This window comes from Neisseria sp. P0007.S010 (assembly GCF_051962875.1).
Lineage (GTDB): Bacteria > Pseudomonadota > Gammaproteobacteria > Burkholderiales > Neisseriaceae > Neisseria > Neisseria subflava_A.
Map to the genome: position 1 here is coordinate 23,907 of NZ_JBQCUX010000009.1, position 14,763 is coordinate 38,669.

General features: G+C 50.0%; 20 protein-coding genes and 1 pseudogene. 14 read left to right on the top strand and 7 right to left on the bottom strand.

Annotated features, from left to right (window positions below):
- Window positions 1-254: 254 nt before the first annotated feature.
- A complete protein-coding gene (locus tag ACTHR7_RS07625; protein ID WP_049343748.1) occupies window positions 255-887 on the bottom strand; it encodes a DUF1269 domain-containing protein in 633 nt (210 codons plus the stop codon).
- Between the two features lie 217 nt (window positions 888-1,104).
- Window positions 1,105-1,992, bottom strand: a complete 888-nt coding sequence (gene rsmI / locus ACTHR7_RS07630; RefSeq protein ID WP_440370607.1) for a 16S rRNA (cytidine(1402)-2'-O)-methyltransferase — start codon at window positions 1,990-1,992, stop codon at window positions 1,105-1,107.
- A 65-nt stretch (window positions 1,993-2,057) separates the two neighbouring features.
- On the opposite strand from rsmI, the gene ACTHR7_RS07635 reads away from it, so the two are divergent.
- The 6 genes and pseudogenes from ACTHR7_RS07635 to ACTHR7_RS07660 all read left to right on the top strand — a co-directional run bounded on the left by ACTHR7_RS07635 (window position 2,058) and on the right by ACTHR7_RS07660 (window position 5,902).
- The gene (locus tag ACTHR7_RS07635) at window positions 2,058-2,405 is read left to right on the top strand and encodes a YraN family protein (RefSeq protein ID WP_440370608.1); all 348 of its coding nucleotides are present in this window, start codon (window positions 2,058-2,060) and stop codon (window positions 2,403-2,405) included.
- A 4-nt stretch (window positions 2,406-2,409) separates the two neighbouring features.
- Window positions 2,410-3,003: a phosphoheptose isomerase gene (locus ACTHR7_RS07640; RefSeq protein ID WP_049343741.1), complete on the top strand. Its 594-nt coding sequence runs from the start codon at window positions 2,410-2,412 to the stop codon at window positions 3,001-3,003.
- A gap of 73 nt (window positions 3,004-3,076) precedes the next feature.
- Entirely contained in the window at window positions 3,077-3,688 is a 612-nt protein-coding gene (locus ACTHR7_RS07645; protein WP_039862284.1) for a BON domain-containing protein, read from the top strand.
- Window positions 3,689-3,755: 67 nt separating this feature from the next.
- Entirely contained in the window at window positions 3,756-4,361 is a 606-nt protein-coding gene (locus ACTHR7_RS07650) for a hypothetical protein (protein ID WP_440370609.1), read from the top strand.
- Between the two features lie 39 nt (window positions 4,362-4,400).
- A pseudogene (gene map, locus ACTHR7_RS07655) lies at window positions 4,401-5,204 on the top strand (type I methionyl aminopeptidase); the annotation flags it as partial.
- Window positions 5,205-5,608: 404 nt separating this feature from the next.
- Window positions 5,609-5,902: a helix-turn-helix domain-containing protein gene (locus ACTHR7_RS07660; protein ID WP_003684039.1), complete on the top strand. Its 294-nt coding sequence runs from the start codon at window positions 5,609-5,611 to the stop codon at window positions 5,900-5,902.
- 94 nt (window positions 5,903-5,996) lie between these two features.
- Here ACTHR7_RS07660 and ACTHR7_RS07665 read toward each other — a convergent pair whose 3' ends face one another.
- From ACTHR7_RS07665 to ACTHR7_RS07675, 3 genes are read right to left on the bottom strand one after another with little or no spacing between them, the layout of a single operon-like run.
- Entirely contained in the window at window positions 5,997-6,947 is a 951-nt protein-coding gene (locus ACTHR7_RS07665) for a YheT family hydrolase (protein WP_063076203.1), read from the bottom strand.
- Between the two features lie 12 nt (window positions 6,948-6,959).
- Window positions 6,960-7,586 (bottom strand): phosphatase PAP2 family protein, encoded by a 627-nt coding sequence (locus tag ACTHR7_RS07670; RefSeq protein WP_070461243.1) that lies wholly within the window; start codon window positions 7,584-7,586, stop codon window positions 6,960-6,962.
- A complete protein-coding gene (locus tag ACTHR7_RS07675) occupies window positions 7,586-8,398 on the bottom strand; it encodes a competence/damage-inducible protein A (protein ID WP_440370610.1) in 813 nt (270 codons plus the stop codon). The genes ACTHR7_RS07670 and ACTHR7_RS07675 overlap by 1 nt, the downstream gene beginning before the upstream one ends.
- A gap of 186 nt (window positions 8,399-8,584) precedes the next feature.
- On the opposite strand from ACTHR7_RS07675, the gene ACTHR7_RS07680 reads away from it, so the two are divergent.
- The 8 genes from ACTHR7_RS07680 (at window position 8,585) to ACTHR7_RS07715 (ending at window position 13,335) form a co-directional block, all read left to right on the top strand.
- Entirely contained in the window at window positions 8,585-9,046 is a 462-nt protein-coding gene (locus ACTHR7_RS07680; RefSeq protein WP_004467569.1) for a hypothetical protein, read from the top strand.
- Window positions 9,047-9,177: 131 nt separating this feature from the next.
- The gene (locus ACTHR7_RS07685; RefSeq protein WP_083290052.1) at window positions 9,178-9,294 is read left to right on the top strand and encodes a hemolysin D; all 117 of its coding nucleotides are present in this window, start codon (window positions 9,178-9,180) and stop codon (window positions 9,292-9,294) included.
- Window positions 9,295-9,303: 9 nt separating this feature from the next.
- Entirely contained in the window at window positions 9,304-9,690 is a 387-nt protein-coding gene (locus ACTHR7_RS07690; protein ID WP_440370611.1) for a hypothetical protein, read from the top strand.
- A 125-nt stretch (window positions 9,691-9,815) separates the two neighbouring features.
- Window positions 9,816-11,159: an argininosuccinate synthase gene (gene argG, locus ACTHR7_RS07695; protein ID WP_049322465.1), complete on the top strand. Its 1,344-nt coding sequence runs from the start codon at window positions 9,816-9,818 to the stop codon at window positions 11,157-11,159.
- A 43-nt stretch (window positions 11,160-11,202) separates the two neighbouring features.
- Window positions 11,203-11,418, top strand: a complete 216-nt coding sequence (locus ACTHR7_RS07700; RefSeq protein WP_003749376.1) for a DUF4177 domain-containing protein — start codon at window positions 11,203-11,205, stop codon at window positions 11,416-11,418.
- 45 nt (window positions 11,419-11,463) lie between these two features.
- The gene (locus ACTHR7_RS07705; protein ID WP_003749374.1) at window positions 11,464-12,060 is read left to right on the top strand and encodes a DUF4240 domain-containing protein; all 597 of its coding nucleotides are present in this window, start codon (window positions 11,464-11,466) and stop codon (window positions 12,058-12,060) included.
- Window positions 12,061-12,238: 178 nt separating this feature from the next.
- The gene (locus tag ACTHR7_RS07710) at window positions 12,239-12,688 is read left to right on the top strand and encodes a DUF3290 family protein (protein ID WP_440370612.1); all 450 of its coding nucleotides are present in this window, start codon (window positions 12,239-12,241) and stop codon (window positions 12,686-12,688) included.
- 14 nt (window positions 12,689-12,702) lie between these two features.
- Window positions 12,703-13,335 (top strand): DUF421 domain-containing protein, encoded by a 633-nt coding sequence (locus ACTHR7_RS07715; RefSeq protein ID WP_049336846.1) that lies wholly within the window; start codon window positions 12,703-12,705, stop codon window positions 13,333-13,335.
- Window positions 13,336-13,407: 72 nt separating this feature from the next.
- Here the strand turns inward: ACTHR7_RS07715 and ACTHR7_RS07720 are convergent, their stop codons facing one another.
- Window positions 13,408-13,779, bottom strand: a complete 372-nt coding sequence (locus ACTHR7_RS07720) for a DUF488 domain-containing protein (RefSeq protein ID WP_296185075.1) — start codon at window positions 13,777-13,779, stop codon at window positions 13,408-13,410.
- A 64-nt stretch (window positions 13,780-13,843) separates the two neighbouring features.
- Window positions 13,844-14,626: an indole-3-glycerol phosphate synthase TrpC gene (gene trpC / locus ACTHR7_RS07725; protein ID WP_440370613.1), complete on the bottom strand. Its 783-nt coding sequence runs from the start codon at window positions 14,624-14,626 to the stop codon at window positions 13,844-13,846.
- Between the last annotated feature and the right edge of the window lie 137 nt (window positions 14,627-14,763).

The window sequence follows — 14,763 nt, forward strand, 5'->3', positions numbered from 1 at the left end:
AGGTTTGCCAAACATTGAGGCCGTCTGAAACGCAAACACCAAAGCGTATTGAACCTATTGGATCAATCTAAAATCCAATTATAAAAAGGCCGAGACCTTTGCAATAACATAGGTTGAGACCTTTGCAAAGGCCTCGGGGCATGAAAAAGGGAGAGGCTACCTGAAAAATAGATTTTCAGGTAGCCTCAAACTGGTTTGGCATGCATCCGAAACGGAAAATTTGAGCGGTTACATACCTTGGGTTGGTGGCAGTGTTATTTCAACTTGGCTGCCAATTTGTCGAATTTTTGTTTGATGTCGGCCTTGAAGGCTTCCACTTTCCCTTGGCGTTCGGCTTTGCGTTCGGCTTTGCGCTGTTTTTTCCACGCTTCGTGTGCCTGACGTGCCACTTCTTTCTCCGCTTCTATTGCTGCCAATACCTCCTCTTGGGCAACGGCTGCATCTTGCCGGAGAATAACGGTTTTGAAACGGTGGAAGAAAGCATCCAATATAGCTTCGTTGAGTTCTTGCGCCAAAATAATGATTGCAGTACTGCCGTTATCCAGTTTTTTGGCTGCATTTTCCAGCAACGCCCCCTCTCCCAATGTTTGGGCAGTGCCTACATCACTGCCGATGAGTGCGCCAGTAGCTCCACCCAACAGAACACCGATAGGACCGCCGAGGATGCCGACCAGTGAACCAATGAGGCCGCCCGTCCATGCGCTTTCGGCCGTATTGGCGGTAAAGTCGGTGCTTTCTGCTGGGATAATCAGACCATTTTCCTTTTTAATCAAAACGGCTTGTGCCACCAAAGCATCTGTTGTCTGCGAGTAAGCTTTCAATTCAGAAAAGGCTTGATAAGCTTCGCTGGAGATGTCGAATAAGGCAACGATGATATTTTGTTTCATAAGTCCACTCCCGTAGATTGAAAGATTTAAGAACATACTAGTTGTATGCAGTGTCATTGTAAATTACAAGGGGGGGGGGAGCAATGCGGCAAACAGAACTTTACCTATATAAAGCCTGTAGAACCGGCAAACGGATAACGAACAATACCCAGTTTTGCCTGTAGGAAATCGTCGCATCGTTCACACCACAGGTTGAGAAAAATAAGCCTGCAAGACCTCAAGCGTCGTCTGAAATCCGTTTCCACTCCAACGCTAAATCATACAGCGCCTTTTTATTCTCGCCGGTAATCTTGGCGGCAAGCTCGGCAGCTTGTTTGGTCGGCAACTCGGCCGCAAGGATTTTCATGGTATTTTGCGCCGCCTCGGGCAAATCGCTGTGTTTCTCTTTCACCGAAGGGTGCAACACCAGCACCATCTCGCCGCGCGTTTGGTTGCTGTCGTTTTTGAGGGCGGCTTGGATTTCGGCAACCGTGCCGCTGAGGAAGGTTTCAAACGTTTTGGTGATTTCGCGCGCCAAAGTCAAACGGCGTTCGGGGAACTGCGCGGCCATATCCGCAAGGCTTGCCTCAATGCGATGCGGCGTTTCAAACATCACAATCGGAAAATCGGCTTCCGCCCATTTGGCCAACAGCTTTTGGCGTTCGCCGGCCTTAGGCGGCAGGAAACCGTTGAAGTAAAAATCGGATTCCGTCACACCGGCCACGCTCAACGCCCCCATGACCGCGCTGGCTCCGACCACAGGCACCACTTTAAATCCGGCTTCGCGCACGCGGGTGGCAAGTTTCGCACCGGGATCGCAAACCGCAGGCGTACCCGCATCCGAAACTTGAGCGACGCTCAGGCCGTCTGAAAGATGAGCGATGATTTTATCGGCCATTTGCTGCTCATTGTGTTCGCGCACGCTCACAAGTTTGCCCTGAATGCCGTACGCACTCAAAAGCTGGGCGGTAACACGGGTGTCTTCGGCGCAGATCATGTCGGCCTTTTGCAGCACGGCCAGTGCGCGCAACGTTATGTCGGCTAAATTGCCGATGGGTGTGGCGACAACGTATAATGTCTGTTTTTCGATGCTGTCGACGGCTTTTTGCAGGTGTTTTGTGTACATAGATTCAAGGCCGTCTGAAACGGCGTCTCTTTAAAAACAATGATTATATAACGGGTAAACTTTTCATGCGTTTAAACCACAAACAGGGGGCGGTGGCCGAAGATGCGGCGCTGGTATTCCTGCTGGGCAAAGGCTGCTCGCTGCTGGCACGGAACTGGCATTGTGCCTACGGCGAAATCGATTTAATCGTCAAAAACGGCGGTACGATTGTGTTTGTTGAAGTAAAATACCGCAAAAACCGAGGTTTCGGTGGTGCAGCATACAGCATCTCGCCGTCCAAATTATTGAAATTGCAACGAAGTGTAGAGTATTATCTGCAAAAGCACGGGTTAAACCATGCGCCCTGCCGCTTGGATGCGGTACTGATCGAGGGCGACGGCCCGCCCGAATGGATTCAAAATATTACAGGTTAACCTCATGACAACATTACAAGAACGCGTTTCCGCGCATTTTGCCGAGAGCATCCGCGCCAAGCAGGAAGCTGAAAAAGTACTGGTCGAGCCGACCGCACAGGCTGCCGAGCTGATGCTGCAATGTCTGATGAACGACGGCAAAATCCTAGCCTGCGGCAACGGCGGTTCGGCTGCCGACGCGCAACACTTCGCTGCAGAAATGACCGGCCGTTTTGAAAAAGAGCGCATGGAATTGGCCGCTGTCGCGCTGACGACGGACACTTCCGCCCTGACCGCCATCGGCAACGACTACGGTTTCGACCATGTATTCAGCAAACAAGTGCGCGCGCTCGGACGTGCCGGCGACGTATTGGTCGGCATCTCCACCTCCGGCAATTCCGCCAACATCATCGAAGCCATCAAAGCGGCACACGAGCGCGACATGCACGTCATTGCCATGACCGGCCGCGACGGCGGAAAAATCGCCGCCATGCTCAAAGATACCGACGTTTTACTCAACGTCCCTTATCCGCGCACTGCCCGCATTCAAGAAAACCATATTTTGCTGATTCACGCCATGTGCGACTGCATCGACTCCGTCCTGCTTGAAGGCATGTAACCCTTTCTTTTCAGACGGCCCATCCCTTAAAGGCCGTCTGAACGCCCACCCGTCCATACCCAAGGAAAAGGATATGAAGAATATCAAACGCTACGCCCTCCCCGTTCTGACCGCGACCCTCTTGAGCCTGAGTCTGAGCGGCTGCGTCGGCGCACTGATCGGCGGTGCAGCCGTCGGCACCAAATCCGCCGTTGACCGCCGCACCACCGGTGCGCAAACCGACGACAACGTTATGGCCCTGCGCGTCGAAACCACCGCACGCTCCTACCTGCGCCAAAACAACCAAGTCCAAGGCTACAAGCCCAAACTGAACGTTGTCGGCTACAACCGCCACCTGCTCCTGCTCGGCCAAGTGGCTACCGAAGGCGAAAAACAATTTGTTGAACGCATTGCCCGTTCCGAACAAGCCGCAGAAGGCGTGTACAACTACATCACCGTTGCCTCGCAAGCGCGTTCGCTCGGCGATGTGACCAACGATACCTGGGGTACATCCAAAGTCCGCGCCACCCTGTTGGGCCTCAGCCCGGCCACCCAAGCACGCGTCAAAATCGTGACTTACGGCAACGTGACCTATGTAATGGGCATCCTCACGCCTGACGAACAAGCCCGCGTAACCCAAAAAGTCAGCACGACCGTTGGTGTACAAAAAGTCGTGACCCTCTATCAAAACTACGTTGCCAACTGAATTCATAGGCAACTTAGGCCGTCTGAACATTCAGACGGCCATTCCTCCAACGATTACCTGCCCCATCATGTCCAAGAATAATAAAACCCCTTTCCAACTTAAGCCCAAACACCTAATCCGCGCTTTATTCCTTGTCAGCTTTATCGCCGTCGCAGCCCTTGTTGCCGGCATATTCAGCACCCTAAACTCCAGTAAAACCGACGTACCCGAAAAAAGCCCTGCCGAACAAACCGACACACGCATTGAAGTTTGGCGCCCCAACGGCACTATCGAACTTGAAACCGTCCAACCCGCCCAAGAAGGCGACGCAAAAACCGCCTCCGGAAACCCTGTCGTCCCACAAGACGAAAAAGGCGAAAAAGCGGAAGAAGGTATAAAAAACGACCGCTCCACTGTACACCGCAGCAAACGCACTGAAAACAAACGCGCTGAAGCCGACAAATCAGAAAACACACAATCCGACAACAGCAGCCCTGCCGCTCAAAACATACCTCAAGCAGACAGCCAGCCGGTAGCAAACAAAGCCGCAGACAGCAAACCTGCCGCACAAGCGGTAGAAAACAAACCGGCAAAAGCCAAAGTCCCCGAGTCCAAACCGACTCCGAAAGCCGAGCCTGAGGCCAAACCACAAGCCAAACCGCGCAATAAAGACAATCTCGACAACCTGTTTTAAACAGACGGCACACCCGTCCCGTTCAGACGGCCTCTATGCCGTCTGAAACAAGAAGGAAACCTCATGGACAAAGTCATCATCAAAACCCCCGAAGAAATCGAAAAAATGCGCGAACTCGGCCGCTTGGTCGCCGAAGCCCTCGATTACATCGGCCAATTCGTCAAACCCGGCGTAACCACCAACGAAATCGACAAACTCGTTTACGACTACCACGTCAACGTTCAAGGTGGTTATCCAGCCCCCCTCAACTACGGCAACCCGCCTTACCCGAAATCCTGCTGCACCTCCGTCAACCACGTCATCTGCCACGGCATTCCCGATGACAAGCCGCTGAAAGAAGGCGACATCGTCAACATCGACCTGACCATTAAAAAAGACGGTTTCCACGGCGACTCCAGCCGTATGTTTACCGTCGGCAAAGTCTCCCCGATTGCCCAACGCCTGATCGACGTGACCCACGCCTCCATGATGGCGGGTATCGAAGCGGTCAAACCTGGCGCCACCCTCGGCGACGTCGGCTATGCCTGCCAACAGGTTGCCGAAAATGCCGGCTATTCCGTCGTACAGGAATTCTGCGGACACGGCATCGGCCGCGGTTTCCACGAAGCGCCGCAAGTGGTCCACTACGGCCGCAAAGGTGAGGGCCTCGTCCTCAAACCGGGCATGATTTTCACCATCGAGCCGATGATCAACCAAGGCAAACGCCATCTGCGCATCCTGAACGACGGTTGGACAGTGGTCACCAAAGACCGCTCCCTCTCCGCCCAATGGGAACACGAAGTTTTGGTTACCGAAACCGGCTACGAAATCCTCACCGTCAGCCCTGCCAGCGGTAAGCCTTAACCTTGAAAAAACCTTCAGGCCGTCTGAAAACATAGATTCAGACGGCCTAAAATTTATTCGCATTCTCAATCCAGAAAACCGAATAAAAACTCGAAATTAAGTTTTTACCCATATTGAATTGTTTAATTATGTAAAAATTTGCTTATGCCATATCTAAGATAAACGCATAATTTAATGATTTATATAACAAAATTTTACTGAAATAATGAATTAAGAAATATTTACACAAATTATGGCAGACAGCAGAAAACTTCTTTCGAATATACTGTCTAATTATCTAGATCAGCCATTTGCAATACGCCCACATATCACCCCAAAAAACAATAGGGAAAAGGATGCCGGCATTCTTGCAGACCTTTTTTATGCCTAATGGCATACACTAAATACCACAATAAGGAAGATTCATGAAATCGTTCGAAAAAATTGAAAATATCCGCGATATCCGTAAAAAACTCGGCCTGAACCAAATGGACTTCTGGAGTCGCATTGGTGTGACTCAATCCGGTGGTTCCCGTTACGAGTCCGGCCGCAATATGCCTAAACCTGTACGCGAATTGCTGCGTTTGGTACACATCGAGCGCGTAGATTTGGCTAAAGTAAACCGTGATGACTTGGCCGTTGCGTCCTTACTGAAAAACCGCGACCCTGAGTTGTACGCTTCTCTGAAAAAAGAAGCCAAAGCCGACAAAGGCAAATAATCAAGCTATTCAAAAGGCCGTCTGAAACTCGTTTTCAGACGGCCTTTTTACTTTCTTCACTCTAAGGGCATGTCACATACATGCCCTTTTTCATTTACGGCTGATACTGTTTGAAATAGTCCAACACCGTTTGCGGCAGCCATTGCAGATTCAGACGGCCTTGATCGCGGCTGACAAAGCCGACATGACCGCCGTATGCCGGTTGCAGCAGCGTAACGGCTGAGGACACGTCCCGCCCGGTCGGCAAGGCTTCTGGCGGCAGGAAGGGGTCGTTGACGGCATTGAGCAGCAGCAACGGCGTATCTACGCCTTTCAGAAACGGTTTGCAGGAATTGCGGCGGTAGTAATCATGACGGTCGGCAAAACCGTGTAACGGCGCGGTAAAGCGGTCGTCAAAATCGCCAAGCGTTTTGCAGTTTTGCTGGCTTAAGGCCGTCTGAAACTGAGGAATCGCCTGGGCTTTCGGCAACAGCGAATTTAAAAAATAGCGCGTGTAAATCAAGCGCGTCATGCCCTGATCAAAACGTGTACCGGCGGCCACGGCATCAACCGGCGCGGAAACGACGGCAGATGCGCGCGGAACGGCATTACTGCCCTGCTCGCCCAAATATTTGGCCAGGGCATTCCCCCCCAAAGAAACGCCGACAGCGTAGATGGTTGAATAGCGTTGTGCCAGCGTGTTGAGCATAAAAGCGATTTCGGGCGTATCGCCGAGATGGTAGAACACGGGCGCGGTGTTTTCTATGCCGCCGCAACTGCGGAAATGGGCAACCACGCCGTTCCAACCGCGCTGCTGTACGGCTTTCATCAACTCGACCGCGTAATGGCTCTCGCTGCTGCCTTCCAGTCCGTGGAACAAAACCACCAACGGCGCATCGGGGTCGGCGCTGTCGACAAAATCGTAGGCAACTTGGGTTTTGCCGGTGCTGTCGGGCAGAAGCTCGCGGCGGTAGTCAGGCGCTTTGCCTTGCAGCAGCTTGGCAAACAGGGTGTCGGCATGGCCGTTTCTGAGCCAATAAGGCGTGTTGGGTGAACGTGTATTCATGATTCGTTTCTTCTATTTTTCAGACGGCCTGAAGATGAGCATATACACCAGCAAGGCAGTCAGCGTGCCGTTTGTCCAGCCTGCCCAAACGTCGGTGGGATAATGCACGCCCAAATAAATGCGTGAAAACCCGGTCAGCAGGGCAAAGGAAATACCGCCTATCCAAGCGGCGCGGCGGTAGCGCGTGCGGCGGCAAAGCAATATCAGCATGACGGCAATGGCGGCGGAAAACGTACTGTGGCCGCTGGGAAAGGAAAAATTGCTCTCTTCAATCAGGCGCGGCCAAAGCAGCGGACGTTCGCGGGCAAACCAAACCTTCACAATCAGCATGTTCAAAGTCGGCATCAATGCCGCCAACACGCAAAACAGTGCTTCGCGCTTCTTATCGGCAAAATACAGGGCTGCGGCGACTGCGCCGATCAGCGGCACGGCAATCTCGGTTTTGCCCAGATAGTGCAACACGGTGGCAATCGGGTCAAACCATGTGCCCGCATGGGCATGGACGGCGTGCATCAGCGGCGGTTCAAAAGCGAAGCCGCCATATTGCGCCAGCCAAATGCCGATGATGAGGGTCGGCGGCAAAAACAGCAAAGAGGCAAAAATCAGTGCGCGTCTGGATTGGGCCGGGGATAAGTGCATTATTCCACCGTTTCTTTCAAAGTCGCGCCAATCGCCTGCAAACCCTGCAACGCATCTTCCCACGCCGTATCCAACAAGCGGCAGGCCTCACCTTCCGCTTTGATGCCGAACTCGATATGCGGCGGAGTGTAACGGCCGTCTGAATCGGTACGGCCCACGGTGGGCAGGCTGTAAGAACGGACACCGGCGTAGGTACGCTCAAGATGTTCCATAATCGGCGTAATGCGCGACTCGGGTTGGTCGAACACATACACGCTGCGGCTGCCGCGTTCGGTTTGGTTGAAGCGGTCGGCGTAATAAGTTTCCAATACCCATTCCGCCATCGGGTGCGCCATCACGGGAAAGCCAGGGAAGAAATAATGTTCGCGGATGGAAAATCCGGCGATGTTGTTAAACGGATTGGGCACCAATTCCGCGCCTTCGGGAAAATCCGCCATTTTCAGGCGTTGGGCGTGCTCCGGCGAATCGAGTGGCTCGCCGCGTTTCCGGGTTACGCCTTCGATAAACTTGGCGGCTTCGGGATGGCGGACGACAGGCAAATCCAAAGCAGCCGCCGCGGCTTGGCGCGTGTGGTCGTCAGGCGTAGAACCGATACCGCCGGTCACAAAAGTCGGCAGGCCGTCTGAAAAACTGCGGCGCAGTTGTTTGACCAGCAATTCGGGTTCATCGGGCAGATATTGCACCTGATTGAGTTTCAGCCCGCGCGATTCCAATAAAGATTTGAAAAAGGCGAAATGCTTGTCTTGGCGGCTGCCGTGCAGGATTTCATCGCCGATGATGATGAGGTTGAACAAATGCTGTCGGTCTTTCATAATCTTTCCTTCTGCCTAAAGGCTATTCATGATTTCCCATGATTACTGTTCCAATATTGCTTATTAGGTAAATCAAATGGGAAATACGTTGTTATTGTTGTTGCAAAAGATGGGCCGTATAAGGATAAAGTCATTGCAAGCTTTATACCAGATAATAATCAATTAAACCTAATTAGTGGTAACTAAATGAAAATAATAGATTTTTTAAAAAATTGTGGTACTGACCAGTTTTCTATATTGTGTTATGGTATTTTTTTAAAAGAAGACAGAAATCATGAAAATATAAAGCAATGGGAATCTAGATCACGTTGCATTAAATCTGAAAAATATATTCTTGAAAATAATGAGTGGAAATATGATATTTTTTTAACAGAATCTTATTTTTTATATTCCAAAAATATTGATTTATTTAATGTAATTAAAGATGAAATACTAAATATCAATCAGCTTAATCCAATAGCTATAATATGCATGTTTGATGGTGCTTTCTCAGATTTTAATTATCTGAAGAATATAGATATAATTCAACAAACTTATGCATTCTGGTCAAAAGATATTGGTTTGTATATTGCTGAAGATACAGATACCCTACAATCAAATGAATGGAGTGAAAAAATTATATATCTATATAACCATATAGATATATAACAAGCATAGCCAGCGTAGCCAGTCTGTCTGATAGCAAGACTCACGCGTTCTCTTTTTCGCTGTTAATCCGCTTTCAGGCAGCCTTAAAACCACTTACACTTACCTTTTTTGTTTTACCCCCCCTCTAAACTATGCCCACCATCACAACCCTAAACATCATCTCCCCTAAACTCTACCCCAATGAACAATGGAACGAAAGCGAAGCACTCGGTGCCATCACTTGGCTATGGTATAGGTGCAACGGATAGGAGAGACTCATGTTTGCAATCGGCATTGTTGCGTTTTTCATGTTCATTATCAGCCTTTTTGTGTGTGCGTTTGTACTGATTGTTCAGTATTTGATTATTCGCCGTAAAATTCATCAAGACAAACGTGCAGTCAATTTTCGCGCCAAATATGCTACGCTTTCCACATTTTTTATACAATGGGTTGTTCTGAACGCATTCAGCTTCTTACCTGCAAACCGTATGATTTTTTCACTGGCAGTCTCTACGGATATTTTTCTTGGTTTTTTGTGGTTGTTTTTTGTTGCAACCAATGCAGATGAAATGTGGCGTTTGACTGGGCAAAAAGGCTACTTGTTGTGGCCTTTGGCAGCTGCTTCGGTTTGGGCAGCATGCTTCATTGTATTCAGCTACGGATAGCGTCTCAATAATTGCGGACAAATGCCGTCTGAAAACCTGAATGCTTTTTCAGGCGGCATCAAACTAGATTATCTCATCTATTTATAAGATAATGATTTCAACTTTTCAAGTCTGGAGGAATCCCAATGAGCCAAAACCATACCATTTTACAAAATCTCCCCATCGGTCAAAAAGTCGGCATCGCATTCTCCGGCGGTCTCGATACCTCTGCCGCACTACTGTGGATGAAACTCAAAGGCGCGCTGCCTTACGCCTACACCGCCAACCTCGGCCAACCTGACGAAGACGATTACAACGCCATTCCTAAAAAAGCGATGGAATACGGCGCAGAAAATGCCCGCCTGATCGACTGCCGCGCGCAGTTGGCACACGAAGGCATCGCCGCCATCCAATGCGGCGCGTTCCACGTTTCCACCGGCGGCATCGCCTACTTCAACACCACGCCTTTGGGCCGCGCTGTGACCGGCACCATGCTCGTTTCCGCCATGAAAGAAGACGATGTTAACATCTGGGGCGACGGCAGCACCTACAAAGGCAACGACATCGAGCGTTTCTACCGCTACGGCCTCTTGACCAATCCCGCGCTGAAAATCTACAAACCTTGGCTCGACCAACAATTTATCGACGAACTCGGCGGCCGTCACGAAATGAGCGAATTTCTGATTGCCAACGGCTTCAACTACAAAATGTCGGTGGAGAAAGCCTATTCCACCGATTCCAATATGCTCGGCGCGACGCATGAAGCCAAAGATTTGGAATTCCTCAACAGCGGCATCAAAATCGTTAAGCCCATCATGGGCGTTGCCTTCTGGGATGAAAACGTCGAAGTCAAACCCGAAGAAGTCAGCGTGCGCTTTGAAGAAGGCGTGCCGGTTGCATTGAACGGCAAAGAATACGCCGACCCCGTCGAACTCTTCCTCGAAGCCAACCGCATCGGCGGCCGCCACGGCTTGGGCATGAGCGACCAAATCGAAAACCGCATCATCGAAGCCAAATCACGCGGCATCTACGAAGCCCCGGGCATGGCATTGTTCCACATCGCCTACGAACGTTTGGTTACCGGCATCCACAACGAAGACACCATCGAACAATACCGCATCAACGGCCTGCGCCTCGGCCGTTTGCTCTACCAAGGCCGCTGGTTCGACAGCCAAGCGCTTATGTTGCGCGAAACCGCCCAACGCTGGGTTGCCAAAGCCATTACCGGCGAAGTCACCCTCGAACTGCGCCGCGGCAACGACTACTCAATTCTGAACACCGAATCGCCCAACCTGACCTACCAACCCGAACGCCTGAGCATGGAAAAAGTCGAAGACGCAGCGTTCACACCGCTCGACCGCATCGGCCAACTGACCATGCGCAACCTCGACATTACCGACACCCGCGCCAAACTGGGTATTTACTCGCAAAGCGGTTTGTTGGCATTGGGCGAAGGCTCTGTATTACCGCAGTTGAATAATAAGGAGTAGAATCAGGGGGCTTTAAAGCCCCCTTATTTTTTAAAGGAATAAAATGAAAGAATATAAAGCCGTCATTTATCAAGAGAACCTGCTTTCCAGTTTGGTTTTCGGCAGCGCCAAAATCAATCCGGTCAAATTCAGCGATTTCCTCAACAGCCACGCTTCGCAAGGATGGAAGGTCGTTACCATGGAAAAAGACCAGCGCCGCATGCTGCTGTTTTTCGTGCGTGAAGCCTACGTCGTCATTTTGGAAAAAGAACGTGTTTAAACTCGGCGTCTATGCCTGTCTCGGATTATTCGGAAGATTGGAGCCATGACAATCAACGATTTTTGGAACATCATTGATCAAGCACGTCCTGAATCTCGCAATATTGGGGAATTCAACCAAAACTTGAATCGGTTATTGGAATCTTTACCAGATGAGGATTTATTATATTTCGATTATTTCTTTAAGATGTACGAATGCACAATTATTGCCAGTCCCAATAGATTAATTTGGTCTGCGCTATCTTTGGTGTACGGTGGTAAGCATAAATACAATACTTATGGCTTTGCAGCTTGGCTGATTTTGCAAGGTAAAAGCCACTATCTTGCTGTTTTACATGATGCCGATCGGCTGGCTGATACTGAAGCTACTCAAAACTATTGCAGTGGTAACTTGAAGGGGCATGAGCATGAGTTTCCTGAACAACGTTACTTGGCAGGCAGAATATACAGCAAGAGAAACCGCATCGGTATTCGCGCATTCGAAAAAACTACTAAAGAATTCGCCCCAAAAGCCAACACAGAGTGGCAAAAAATCGAACAGCAAGAATTAAACTCTCCCACCTTTCAGTCCAATAGAAATTGGACACTGGAAGATCTTGCCGTGATACTACCCAATACCTATCAAAAATATATATGTGTATGAATGTACAATTAAATACATATCCGAAAAGAAAATGAAAGACGACAGATTTATCAACTGATACCGCTTTAAAAACACCCTATTTTGAAAACTTGACGCAACATCCTTGTTTAATAGACAAGGCCGTCTGAAATGTAAGTTTCAGACGGCCTTATTACCCTTCCCAAATTTATCAAATACCATGAAATTCTTTTCTCACTTTTATCTTGAAAATCATATGTATTTCCACGACTACTTGAAATATATCCTGATTTTCGCCGCCCTCGTCGTCCTCCTGCTCGCCGTATCGCAATACCTGCGCCACCGCATGGACACCAAATACCGCGACCTGAGCATTATTGCGCTGTTGTTGCTCATCCTCATCTGCGGCACGCAATATCTTTCATACAGCGAGCGTCAAAACTTTGCCGCCGATACTTCGCGCATGGTGGGTTTTCTCAATGCCTTGATTGAAAACCAAAAAGTTGAAAAACAAGACATCATCGTCAACAGCACGCGCCTGTTCAACGGCATGATTATCGGCATCAAAAGCCAATATTACGAAGTCCATTTCAATCAAGACTTCTCCGCCTACACGCTGACGCCCATCAATTTGGTCAACAACAATATCGAACTCATCGATAAAGAATAACAGGATACACACACATGGAAGCATACTCCCTGCTCGCCCTCAAACTACTGATGGGTATTTTAGGTTTGATTTTGCAAATCAACCTCTTAGGTAAAGGCAACCTCGCGCCGACCTCCGCCATGGACCAAGTGCAAAACTATGTACTCGGCGGCATCATCGGCGGCGTGATTTACAGCGACAGCGTCGGCCTGTTGCAATTTTTCCTCGTGCTGATTTTGTGGACGCTGTTGGTCTTGAGCCTGAAATTCATCAAAAACCACAACCGCTGGGTCAAATCCATCATTGACGGCAAATCCGTCTGGGTTATCGTCAACGGCAAAATCCAAACCGATGAATGCATGAAAAACGGCATCAGCGCACACGACCTCATGTTCAAACTCCGCGCCGCCGGCATCTACGAAATCTCTGCTGTCAAACGTGCCGTGATGGAACAAAACGGCCAGCTCGCCGTCATTAAGTACGGCGACGAAAGCCTGCGCTATCCGCTGATTACAGACGGCCAAGTTGACCCCGACATCCTCGAAATCATTAAGCGTGATGAAGAATGGCTGCAACAGGAACTCGACCGCCTCCACCTTGAAGCCTCGCAAGTCTATATCGGCGAATACATAGACGGAAAATTGGTGGCACACCGTTATCCTTCTTGATTTGAAAATAGCAGGCCGTCTGAAACCTTGATTTCAGACGGCCTTTTTGTATTCAGCCCAAACACTGATTTTTTAATCGCGATATTCAAACGTTGTGCCTAAAAATTGAGCCAGTGCGGAGACGTGGGAATGTCGGGGGTCTTTGACGGCGGTCAGCAATAAAATATTGCCGTGCTGTTTTTCCAAATCCAGCAGCCGTTTGATGGCTGCCTGCTCGGTATCGCCTTGCAGCTCTTCATGATAACGGCTGACAAAACCGTCGAAATTTTGAGCCGGATTTTCGTGATACCAGCGGCGCAGGTTTGCACTGGGCGTAATGTCTTTCAGCCAGAGCGCAGTGGCAAAAACCTCTTTGCGGACGCCGCGCGGATAGAGGCGGTCGATAAAGACGGCGGTTTGTTTAGAATCGGGTTGATAGGCGTAAATGCGCTGTACGGTAAACATTTTTTCTCGTCTCCAATGGATTCAGGCCGTCTGAAAATTCAGACGGCCTGATGCTTTTTAGGGTTTAGAACAGTTTTTTGACTTCGGCTTCGATATCGTCGGCTCGCATAAAGGTTTCGCCGATCAGGAAAGTATGCACGCCATGGCTGCGCATGAAATCGACGTCTTCTTTGTTGCGGATGCCGCTTTCGGTTACAACGGTTTTGCCGTTCAATTCAGGCAAGAGGTCGAGGGTTTGTTGCAGGGTCACTTCAAACGTACGCAGGTTGCGGTTGTTGACGCCCCACAGCGGCGTGGTCATGTTGCGGCATTTTTCCAGCTCGGACGCATCGTGCAATTCCAACAAGACAGTCATGCCCAATTCGTGGGCAACGGCTTCAAAACGCTCAAGCTGCCCGGCTTCCAATACGGCGGCAATCAGAAGAACCGCATCCGCACCCCACGCACGCGCCTGATAGATTTGGTATTCGTCGATGATGAAATCTTTACGCAAGACCGGCAGCGCCACGGCCGCACGCGCCTGTTTCAAATACTCGGGCGAGCCTTGGAAGTAAGGTTCGTCCGTCAACACGGACAAACAGGCCGCGCCGGCTTTTTCATAGGCAACGGCGATTTCGGCAGGATGAAAATCAGGACGGATCAGGCCTTTGCTCGGGCTGGCTTTTTTGACTTCGGCAATAATGGCTGGCAGATTCTGCGCGTGTTTTTCACGGATCGAGCCGATAAAGTTGCGAACCGGCGCGGCTGCCTGCGCTTGGGCTTTGATGTCTTCCAAAGAAACGGCGGCTTTTTGGGCGGCCACTTCTTCTGCTTTGGTGGCAAGGATTTTGTTGAGAATATCGGTCATGGCGTTTTTCTATTGGGGCTGATTTTCGGGTTTGAGTCGTGCAACATGCTGCTGCAGATTAGATTTCAGACGGCCTGAATGCCGCTATTTTAATGGTTTGAAAAAAGGCGGGCAAGAATGCCCGCCTTTGTGTCTGC

Bases quoted from the DNA above. Each gene is read 5' to 3' on its own strand.
- ACTHR7_RS07715 (WP_049336846.1), top strand. From the start codon at position 12,703: ATGGAAGCATACTCCCTGCTCGCCCTCAAACTACTGATGGGTATTTTA.
- ACTHR7_RS07650 (WP_440370609.1), top strand. From the start codon at position 3,756: ATGTCCAAGAATAATAAAACCCCTTTCCAACTTAAGCCCAAACACCTA.
- ACTHR7_RS07645 (WP_039862284.1), top strand. From the start codon at position 3,077: ATGAAGAATATCAAACGCTACGCCCTCCCCGTTCTGACCGCGACCCTC.
- ACTHR7_RS07635 (WP_440370608.1), top strand. From the start codon at position 2,058: ATGCGTTTAAACCACAAACAGGGGGCGGTGGCCGAAGATGCGGCGCTG.
- argG (WP_049322465.1), top strand. From the start codon at position 9,816: ATGAGCCAAAACCATACCATTTTACAAAATCTCCCCATCGGTCAAAAA.
- ACTHR7_RS07710 (WP_440370612.1), top strand. From the start codon at position 12,239: ATGAAATTCTTTTCTCACTTTTATCTTGAAAATCATATGTATTTCCAC.
- ACTHR7_RS07720 (WP_296185075.1), bottom strand. From the start codon at position 13,779: ATGTTTACCGTACAGCGCATTTACGCCTATCAACCCGATTCTAAACAA.
- ACTHR7_RS07680 (WP_004467569.1), top strand. From the start codon at position 8,585: ATGAAAATAATAGATTTTTTAAAAAATTGTGGTACTGACCAGTTTTCT.
- ACTHR7_RS07685 (WP_083290052.1), top strand. From the start codon at position 9,178: ATGCCCACCATCACAACCCTAAACATCATCTCCCCTAAACTCTACCCC.
- ACTHR7_RS07705 (WP_003749374.1), top strand. From the start codon at position 11,464: ATGACAATCAACGATTTTTGGAACATCATTGATCAAGCACGTCCTGAA.
- ACTHR7_RS07670 (WP_070461243.1), bottom strand. From the start codon at position 7,586: ATGCACTTATCCCCGGCCCAATCCAGACGCGCACTGATTTTTGCCTCT.
- ACTHR7_RS07625 (WP_049343748.1), bottom strand. From the start codon at position 887: ATGAAACAAAATATCATCGTTGCCTTATTCGACATCTCCAGCGAAGCT.
- ACTHR7_RS07640 (WP_049343741.1), top strand. From the start codon at position 2,410: ATGACAACATTACAAGAACGCGTTTCCGCGCATTTTGCCGAGAGCATC.
- rsmI (WP_440370607.1), bottom strand. From the start codon at position 1,992: ATGTACACAAAACACCTGCAAAAAGCCGTCGACAGCATCGAAAAACAG.
- trpC (WP_440370613.1), bottom strand. From the start codon at position 14,626: ATGACCGATATTCTCAACAAAATCCTTGCCACCAAAGCAGAAGAAGTG.
- ACTHR7_RS07690 (WP_440370611.1), top strand. From the start codon at position 9,304: ATGTTTGCAATCGGCATTGTTGCGTTTTTCATGTTCATTATCAGCCTT.
- ACTHR7_RS07665 (WP_063076203.1), bottom strand. From the start codon at position 6,947: ATGAATACACGTTCACCCAACACGCCTTATTGGCTCAGAAACGGCCAT.
- ACTHR7_RS07660 (WP_003684039.1), top strand. From the start codon at position 5,609: ATGAAATCGTTCGAAAAAATTGAAAATATCCGCGATATCCGTAAAAAA.
- ACTHR7_RS07675 (WP_440370610.1), bottom strand. From the start codon at position 8,398: ATGAAAGACCGACAGCATTTGTTCAACCTCATCATCATCGGCGATGAA.
- ACTHR7_RS07700 (WP_003749376.1), top strand. From the start codon at position 11,203: ATGAAAGAATATAAAGCCGTCATTTATCAAGAGAACCTGCTTTCCAGT.